Genomic DNA, 6,998 nt, shown 5'->3' with positions numbered 1-6,998 from the left:
GTCCGTCATGCCATCCTCTTCGGGCCCCACGCCGCCCCGCCGAGTGCACAACGGGCGCACAACGGTTGCAGTCAGGTTCGCGGCCCCGGATTCCTTAAGTCAGACCCTTGGCGACCATCAAGCCCGCGAGGAGATCTGCTGGACCGCCCAGCCGTTGCCGTCGGGGTCGCTGAAGAAGAGGAACCCGACGTTGTCCAGCGGATCGGGCGTCGGGCTCGGGTTCTCACCCAGCTTCTGCACGTCGCTGACGGCCACACCCCGCCCCACCAGCTCCGCGTGGGCCCGGTTGATATCCGGCACCACGAGCTGCAGGCCCCTCAGCGAGCCCGGCGGCATCTCTGGCACCGCGCCCCGGCCGATGACGATCGAGCAGCCCGATCCGGGGGGCGTGAGCTGCACGATCCGAGCGTCGTCGCCGATCACGGTGTCGTGGTCGACGACGAAGCCGAGCTTCTCGGCGTAGAACTCCTTCGCCCGGTCGATGTCCGAGACCGGGACGATCACCACTTCCAGGGTCCAGTTCACCGGCCCATCCTGACAGGTACGCGTACCGCCCGGGGAGACGTCAGCCGAAGGACCGGTCACGGCGTGGTGCTGGGCGAAATGTCCCCCGGACCGCCGGTCGGAAACTCGTTGATCAACGGCGACGGGCTCGACGGCAGCGATGGCTCCGGCCACGGAGAAGGATCCGATGACCCGGGAGAGCCCGACGGATACACCGCACCGGGCGCTCCCGGCGGACTCGGCACGGGGCTGTCGTGCTCTGCGGGGAACACGGCGAGGCCTACCAGGGCCAGCGCGGCGGCCGCCCCCACCGCCGCCGCACCGAGCCGCCACCCGGCCGGAAACCGCCGCCTGAGCGCCATCGCGGTGGGCGGAACGGCGGGTGCCAGATCCTCCGCCGTGACCGAGCGGGCCCGGGCGTCCAACGCCGCGCGCAGCCTTCCCTCGAGCGCGCTCATTGCCGCTCCCCCAGCAGACCCCGCAGGAGGGTCAGCGCCCGGTGCGCGGTCGATTTCACGGTGCCCCGGGATACGTCCAGCGCGTTCGCGATCTCTTCCTCCGACAACTCCGACCAGTAGCGCAGCACCACCACCAGGCGCTGCCGCACCGTCAGCCTCCCCAGCGCCTCCAACACCTGGGTGTCCCCCTCCTTTCGCAGCATCCGCTCGTCGGCGGCCGGTGCCGTCCCGGCCGCCGGCGGCGCGTAGGCCCGGGCGGTCCGCCGGCGCCGCAACGCCGAGCGCGCCGCGTTCATCACCCCGGCGGTGAGGTAGGCGTCCGGGTCGTCGACACTGCGCAGCTGTGCGCCGTGCCGCCGGTAGAGAGCGGCGAACACGTCCTGCACGATGTCCTCGGCCGTGCCCAGGTCGTCGACCATGAGCACGGCCAGCCGGACGAGCCGCAACCGCCGCGCGTGATACAGCTCGTTGATGGCCGGAGGCCCCGACGAGGCGCCCCGGACCGCCGTCGGGGAGCCGGACAGCACGGAACGCCACCACCGCAGCAGAGGGTGAGGCAGGGGCAGTGCGAGCGTCATGGGCGCGGCCTGGGGATCAGCGGGTCCGGGTGGGCGACGGTACCTGGCCCGGGCTCGCCGGGGGCGCGACGGTGACGGATGCGGAGCCGGGAGCCTCGGTCGGCATCGGCGACGGGCAGTCGACGGACCTCGACGGCGACGGCATCGGAGTCTCGGCCGGACCCGACGCCGTCGGCCGCGCGCACTCCGGCAGCGGCTCCGGCGCACCGACCGAGCCCGACGGCCACGGCTCCGGCATGACGGCCGAGCCCGACGGCCACGGCTCCGGCATGACGGCCGAGCTCGACGGCCACGGCTGCGTCGCGCCGACCGAGCCCGACGGCTCAGGCCACGGGCACGGCGGGTACGACGGCGACGCCATCGGCTTGACCACCGAACCCGAGGGCGACGGCGCCGGCGACACGTCGGGCTCGCAGGCCGAATCGTCGGCCGGCCAGCTGGGCTGCGCGCTCGGCACCGGGCGCGGCCCGGCCGAGTCCGCGAACGCGGTGGCGGCGAGGCCCCCGCCGAGCAGGATGACGGTCGTCGCGGCGACGGTATATGTGGTGGCTCGGGTGCTCAGACGCATCAGGCAACTCCAGCGGCTCGGCGACAAGGTCTCACCGGGAGGGACGCGTGGCCGGGGAAAAGGTTGGCGGCCGGACGGTGATCTGGATCACAGATCTTGGCCGCCTAGAATTCCGCCGTGCAGCCTGCGATCCGCGCGTACCGGCCGGGTGACCTCGATGCCGTCTACGACATCTGCGTGCGGACCGCCGACGCGGGCGGCGACGCCCGGGGCCGGTACTCGTCCGACACGCTGGTGGGCGACATCTTCGCCGTCCCGTACGTCGTCCTGGAGCCCGAGCACGCCCACATCCTCGACGACGGCTCCGGTGCCGCCGTCGGTTACGTGCTCGGCACCGCCGACACCGCGCGTTTCGCCCGGCGCTACCGCGACGAGTGGCTGCCCGCGACGGCCGGGCGCTATCCACCGCCGAACGACCCGCCGGTGACACCCGACGACGACATGCTGGCCCTGCACTACCACCCGGAGCATCTGATCGTGCCCGAGCTGGCGGACTATCCCGCGCACCTGCACATCGACCTGCTGTCCGAGTGGCAGGGCCGTGGCTGGGGCCGCGAACTGATCGCGGTGTTCCTGGAGGGGCTGCGCGCCGCGGGTGCGCCTCGGGTGCACCTGGGCATGGTCGCCGCGAACATCGCCGCACGGGCGTTCTATCACCGGCTCGGCTTCGTCGAGCTGCACGTGCCCGGGGCAGCCACGGAGACCTACCTGGGACGCGACACCACGCCCCTGTGACGATCGGTCAGCTCCGGGCCACCTATTCGCCGCGGCGCTGCCGGACCTTGGCGAGCGCCTCGGCCAGGATCGCCGCGCCGTCGGCGTCGGAGCGGCGCTCCTTCACGTACGCAAGGTGGGATTTGTAGGGCTCGGCCCGCATCCGACCCGGCGGGTTGGCGGGGTCGAGGCCGGCCGGCTGGCCGCATCGGGTGCAGTCCCAGGTCTCGGGCGGGTGCACGTCGGCGGCGAACCGGACCCGCATCTCGTGCCCGGCAGCGCACCAATATCCCACCTCCCGCCGGGGCGCGGGCTCGCTGCGCTCATCGGGGCGCATCGGGCTGGAGCCGACGCGGCTGCCGCGGATCGCACTGCCACTGGACACGGATGTGACTCCTGTCTTTCAGGGGCGTCATCGCCGAACCAAGGTCGGCGGTGGTGAGCGGGAGGAACAGCGGAGGAAACAACGCGGAAAAACAACCGCGCGGCCCGGACGCACCGGACCGCGCGGCAGAGTCTACGACTCCCTCAGGGGCCTCAGGAAGGGTTGTTGACAAACCGTAAGAAGACGGTCGCCAACAATGCGCTATCAGGCGGTCTGGGCGAGCTTGAGCCAGAGACCGAGGCCCACGATGCACGCGAACCACACGATGCCCACCAGCACGGTGTAGCGGTCGAGGTTCTTCTCCGCGACCGAGGAGCCGGCCAGGCTGGAGGTGACGCCGCCGCCGAACATGCTGGACATTCCGCCGCCCTTGCCGCGGTGCAGGAGGATCAGCAGGGTCAGCAGGATGCTGGTGATGATAAGCAACACGATCAACGTGTACGCGAACCCGATCGGCATGGTCCGGTCATTCCTCTCGAAGGGCACTGCAGCGCCACCACAATAGCGGGCGCGGGAAAAACCGGCCGCCCTGGGGCGGCCGGTCCCTCATTCGATGTCAGCGCTGGACGTGCTCGCGGAAGCGGACGATCGAGGCGAACTCCTCGGCGTCCAGGCTGGCGCCGCCGATCAGCGCGCCGTCGACGTCCGGCTGCGCCATGATCGCGGCGATGTTCGCCGCCTTCACGGAGCCGCCGTACTGGATCCGCACCGCGTCGGCAGTCTCGGCGCCGTACTTCTCGGCGAGCCGCGCCCGGATGGCGCCGCACACCTCCTGCGCGTCGTCGGGCGTCGCGGTCTTGCCGGTGCCGATCGCCCACACCGGCTCGTACGCGATGACGATGTTCTTGACCTGCTCGGCCTTGAGCCCCTCGAGGGCACCGTCGAGCTGGGCGCTGCAGTGCGCGACCTGGCCGGCGGCCTCGCGGATCTCCAGCCCCTCACCCACGCAGAGGATGGGCGTGACCTCGTTGGCGAGCGCCGCCTTCACCTTCGCGTTGATCAGGGCGTCGTCCTCGCCGTGGTACTCGCGGCGCTCGGAGTGCCCGACCACCACGTACGAACAGCCCAGCTTGGCCAGCATCGCGCCGGAGATCTCCCCGGTGTACGCGCCGCCCTTGTGCTGGGAGAGGTCCTGGGCGCCGTACCCGATCCGCACCTTGTCGCCGTCGATCGCCGTCTGCACGCTGCGCAGGTCGGTGAACGGCGGCAGCACGACCGCCTCGACGTCGGTGAGCTGCTGTTCGGTCAGGCTGGCGGCCAGCTTCTGCACCAGGAGGATCGCCTCGAGGTGGTTGAGGTTCATCTTCCAGTTGCCGGCCATGATCGGCCGGCGGGTGACGTCCGCCATGCTCAGCTCTCCAACGCGGCGAGACCCGGCAGGGTCTTGCCCTCGAGGTATTCCAGCGACGCGCCGCCGCCGGTCGAGATGTGCCCGAACGCGGACTCGTCGATGCCCAGCGTGCGCACGGCCGCGGCCGAGTCGCCGCCGCCGACCACGGAGAAGCCGTCGATCTTCGTGATCGCCTCGGCCACGCCCCGGGTGCCGGCGGCGAACGGCGCGAGCTCGAACACGCCCATCGGCCCGTTCCAGAACACCGTCTTGGCGGACCCGATCGACTCGGCGAACAGCGCCACCGACCTCGGCCCGATGTCGAGCCCGAGCCGGTCCGGCGAAATTTCAGAAATGTCGGAAATGTCGTGCTCGGCGTCCGCGGAGAACGCGTCCGCCGCGACAACGTCCACCGGCAGCACGATCCGACCGTTGGCCTCCGCCAGCAGCGACGCGCAGGTGTCGATCATCTCGGCTTCGAGCAGCGACTTGCCGACCTCGTGACCCTGGGCCTTGAGGAACGTGAAGCACATGCCGCCGCCCACGAGCAGCTTGTCGACCTTCGGCAGCAGCGCCTTGATCACGGCGAGCTTGTCGGAGACCTTCGAGCCGCCGAGCACGACCACATAGGGCTGCTCCGGGCTCTCGGTCACCCGCCGCAGCACCTCGACCTCGCGCCGCACCAGGCCACCGGCGAAGTGCGGCAGCCGAGCCGGCACGTCGAACACCGAGGCGTGCTTGCGGTGCACCGCGCCGAAGGCGTCGTCGACATAGGCGTCGGCGAACGCCGCCAACTGGTCGGCGAACGCGCCCCGCTCGGCGTCGTCCTTCGAGGTCTCCCCCGCGTTGAACCGCAGGTTCTCCAGCAGCAGCACCTGGCCGTCGAGCAGCGCCGCGACGGCCTCCGACGCCGAGACGCCGACGGTGTCATCGGCCATGACCACGGGGTTGCCGAGCAGCTCACCGAGGCGCTCGGCCACCGGCGCGAGCGTGAACTTCGGGTCCGGCGCGCCCTTGGGGCGGCCCAGATGCGAGCACACGATGACCCGGGCGCCCGCGTCGCGCAGCGCGGTGATGGTGGGCAGCACGGCCCGGATCCGGCCATCGTCGGAGATGACGGAGGCGTCAGTCTTGTCGAACGGGACGTTCAGGTCGGCGCGCACGAGCACGCGCCGACCCGATACACCCTCGCCGAGCAGGTCGTCGAGAGCCTTCACGTGACTCAGCCGACCAGCTTGACCAGGTCGACGAGGCGGTTCGAGTAACCCCACTCGTTGTCGTACCAGCCGACGACCTTGACCTGGTCGCCGATGACCTTGGTGAGGCCGGCGTCGAAGATGCAGGACGCCGGGTCGGTGACGATGTCGGCCGACACGATCGGGTCCTCGGTGTAGACCAGGTAGCCCTTCAGCGCACCCTCCGCGGCGGCCTTGACGGCGGCGTTGACCTCGTCGACCGAGGTCTCCCGCGACGCGGTGAAGGTCAGGTCGGTGGCCGAGCCGGTCGGGATCGGCACGCGCATCGCGAAACCGTCCAGCTTGCCCTTGAGCTCCGGCATGACCAGGGCGATCGCCTTGGCGGCACCGGTCGAGGTCGGCACCACGTTGAGGGCGGCGGCGCGGGCGCGGCGCAGGTCGCTGTGCGGGCCGTCCTGCAGGTTCTGGTCCTGGGTGTAGGCGTGGATCGTGGTCATCAGACCGCGCTCGATGCCGATCGCGTCGTGCAGGGCCTTCGCCATCGGCGCGAGGCAGTTGGTCGTGCAGGACGCGTTGGAGATGACGTTGTGCTTCGCGGCGTCGTACTTGTCGTCGTTGACGCCCATCACGATCGTGATGTCCTCGTTCTTGGCCGGCGCCGAGATGATGACCTTCTTCGCGCCGTTGTCCGCGTGCACCTTGGCCTTGGTGGCGTCGGTGAAGAAGCCGGTCGACTCGATGACCACGTCGGCGCCGATGTCACCCCACTTCAGGTTGGCCGGGTCACGGTCGGCGAACGCCTTGAAGGTCTTGCCACCGACGGTGATCTCGTCGGCCGTGGCCTTCACCTCGTGCGGCAGGCGACCCAGAATGCTGTCGTACTTCAGCAGATGAGCCAGCGTGGCGTTGTCGGTGAGGTCGTTGACGCCCACGATCTCGATGTCCGCGCCGGAGGCGAGCACGGCCCGGAAGAAGTTACGGCCGATACGGCCGAAGCCGTTGATGCCAACCCGGATGGTCACAGGTCGATCTCCTCGTTTCGGTCCGCCGGGCACTACGACCGGCGGAGGTGAGCGTGCCGGCCAATGGCTCGAAGGCCGGCGATGAGTGGGCCGCGCTTGCCGTTGAAATACCGCGTCGGTCGCGGCGTCCCGGCGCGTCCGGCCGTGCTGCCGGCACCGTCGCCGTCCCCCAAGACCCTAGCCGAGAAGCTCGGTCGCCCTCGCGTCGGGGCGCAACCTTATCGTTACCTCAGGGTTGTGGGT

General features: G+C 70.6%; 10 protein-coding genes. 1 reads left to right on the top strand and 9 read right to left on the bottom strand.

Annotation, left to right across the window (positions count from 1 at the left end; translation table 11 throughout):
* Nucleotides 1-117: 117 nt before the first annotated feature.
* The 4 genes from AB0M36_RS22345 to AB0M36_RS22330 are packed head-to-tail and all read right to left on the bottom strand — an operon-like array spanning nucleotide 118 to nucleotide 2,108.
* Nucleotides 118-525, bottom strand: coding sequence for a VOC family protein (locus tag AB0M36_RS22345; protein WP_364160391.1), 408 nt, complete (start codon nucleotides 523-525; stop codon nucleotides 118-120).
* Between the two features lie 56 nt (nucleotides 526-581).
* Complete coding sequence (locus AB0M36_RS22340) at nucleotides 582-962, bottom strand: hypothetical protein (RefSeq protein ID WP_364160389.1); 381 nt, start codon at nucleotides 960-962, stop codon at nucleotides 582-584.
* Nucleotides 959-1,540: a sigma-70 family RNA polymerase sigma factor gene (locus AB0M36_RS22335; protein WP_364160387.1), complete on the bottom strand. Its 582-nt coding sequence runs from the start codon at nucleotides 1,538-1,540 to the stop codon at nucleotides 959-961. Before AB0M36_RS22335 ends, AB0M36_RS22340 begins: the two co-directional genes overlap by 4 nt.
* A gap of 16 nt (nucleotides 1,541-1,556) precedes the next feature.
* Nucleotides 1,557-2,108 carry a hypothetical protein gene (locus tag AB0M36_RS22330; protein ID WP_364160385.1) on the bottom strand — a complete coding sequence of 184 codons (552 nt, stop codon included), beginning with the start codon at nucleotides 2,106-2,108 and terminating at the stop codon, nucleotides 1,557-1,559.
* A gap of 117 nt (nucleotides 2,109-2,225) precedes the next feature.
* Here AB0M36_RS22330 and AB0M36_RS22325 point away from each other — a divergent pair, with 117 nt between their 5' ends.
* On the top strand, nucleotides 2,226-2,843 hold the full coding sequence (locus AB0M36_RS22325) for a GNAT family N-acetyltransferase (protein WP_364160383.1): 618 nt from the start codon (nucleotides 2,226-2,228) through the stop codon (nucleotides 2,841-2,843).
* 22 nt (nucleotides 2,844-2,865) lie between these two features.
* Here the strand turns inward: AB0M36_RS22325 and AB0M36_RS22320 are convergent, their stop codons facing one another.
* The 5 genes from AB0M36_RS22320 to gap all read right to left on the bottom strand — a co-directional run bounded on the left by AB0M36_RS22320 (nucleotide 2,866) and on the right by gap (nucleotide 6,755).
* Complete coding sequence (locus AB0M36_RS22320) at nucleotides 2,866-3,207, bottom strand: RNA polymerase-binding protein RbpA (protein WP_364160381.1); 342 nt, start codon at nucleotides 3,205-3,207, stop codon at nucleotides 2,866-2,868.
* Nucleotides 3,208-3,411: 204 nt separating this feature from the next.
* Entirely contained in the window at nucleotides 3,412-3,666 is a 255-nt protein-coding gene (secG, locus tag AB0M36_RS22315) for a preprotein translocase subunit SecG (protein WP_364160379.1), read from the bottom strand.
* 97 nt (nucleotides 3,667-3,763) lie between these two features.
* A complete protein-coding gene (gene tpiA, locus AB0M36_RS22310; RefSeq protein WP_364160377.1) occupies nucleotides 3,764-4,555 on the bottom strand; it encodes a triose-phosphate isomerase in 792 nt (263 codons plus the stop codon).
* 2 nt (nucleotides 4,556-4,557) lie between these two features.
* Complete coding sequence (locus tag AB0M36_RS22305) at nucleotides 4,558-5,754, bottom strand: phosphoglycerate kinase (protein WP_364160375.1); 1,197 nt, start codon at nucleotides 5,752-5,754, stop codon at nucleotides 4,558-4,560.
* Nucleotides 5,755-5,759: 5 nt separating this feature from the next.
* Nucleotides 5,760-6,755 (bottom strand): type I glyceraldehyde-3-phosphate dehydrogenase, encoded by a 996-nt coding sequence (gene gap, locus AB0M36_RS22300; RefSeq protein WP_364160373.1) that lies wholly within the window; start codon nucleotides 6,753-6,755, stop codon nucleotides 5,760-5,762.
* Nucleotides 6,756-6,998: the final 243 nt, after the last annotated feature.

The organism is Actinoplanes sp. NPDC051346 (assembly GCF_040682215.1).
In the GTDB taxonomy this organism is placed as follows: Bacteria; Actinomycetota; Actinomycetes; order Mycobacteriales; family Micromonosporaceae; genus Actinoplanes.
This window is presented reverse-complemented; position numbering and strand designations above follow the sequence as displayed.